Annotated in this window: 1 protein-coding gene; it reads left to right on the top strand. The window is 66.7% G+C overall.

The window, feature by feature from the left end:
- Entirely contained in the window at nucleotides 1-1,044 is a 1,044-nt protein-coding gene (locus OWR29_RS47950) for an IS110 family RNA-guided transposase (protein WP_267570393.1), read from the top strand.
- Nucleotides 1,045-1,069 lie beyond the last annotated feature (25 nt).

The following is a 1,069-nucleotide window of genomic DNA, read 5'->3' on the forward strand; positions in this document are numbered from 1 at the left end:
GTGATCGACGTCGCCGGTGGTGTCGACACGCATCAAGACACTCACACCGCGGCGGTGATCGACCGCGTCGGCAGGGTGCTGGGCACCCAGCAGTTCCCCGCCACCATGGCCGGTTACAACACCCTGCTGCAGTGGATGCACAGTTTCGGCAACCTCGTGACGGTGGGGGTCGAAGGGACCGGCGCCTACGGTGCTGGCCTGACACGTCTGCTACGCGATACAGCTGTCACGGTGGTCGAGGTCGACCGGCCGAGCCGCAAGACCCGCCGATCGCAGGGCAAGTCCGACCCGATCGACGCCGTCGCAGCAGCCAAGACCGCCTTGGCCGGTGAACGCACCGGTGTCCCTAAGCAGCGTGACGGACGCGTCGAGGCTCTCCGCAATCTCCGGGTGGCCCGTGCCAGCGCCGTCAAGCAACGTGCCGCCACTCAGCGGCAGATCAAAACGCTGATCATCACCGCGCCCGACGATCTGCGCACCTCACTACGCGGTTTGACCAAGATCAGGCTGATCACGGCCTGCGCGTCCTTGCGGCCCGACCGGGCCCGCGCCGCGGACCCGGCCACCGCCACCAAAATCGCGCTGCGCTCACTGGCCCGCCGCCATCATCAGCTCAGCGCCGAGATCACTGACCTCGACGAATTAATCGAGCCGCTGACAGCAGCCATCAACCCTGCCCTGAGCGCCGCCCAGGGCGTCGGCCCCGACGTCGCCGGCCAGCTACTGGTCACCGCGGGCGAGAACCACGACCGGCTCAAGTCCGAAGGGGCTTTCGCGATGCTCTGCGGCACAGCGCCGCTACCAGCCTCCTCCGGCAAGACCCGCCGGCGCAGACTCAACCGTGGCGGTGACCGCCAAGCCAACGCCGCGCTTTACCGCGTCGTGCTGTCCCGATTGCGCTGGGACCCTGACACCCAGGCCTACGCCCGGCGACGCACAACCGAAGGACTATCCAAGAAAGAAATCATCCGCTGCCTCAAACGCTACATCGCTCGAGAGCTCTACCAACTCATCACCCACAACACCCCGCCCACCCTCGCTTGACATCCATAGGAGCATCCCCGGTTGC

This window comes from Paractinoplanes pyxinae, from assembly GCF_026626335.1.
GTDB lineage: Bacteria > Actinomycetota > Actinomycetes > Mycobacteriales > Micromonosporaceae > Actinoplanes > Actinoplanes pyxinae.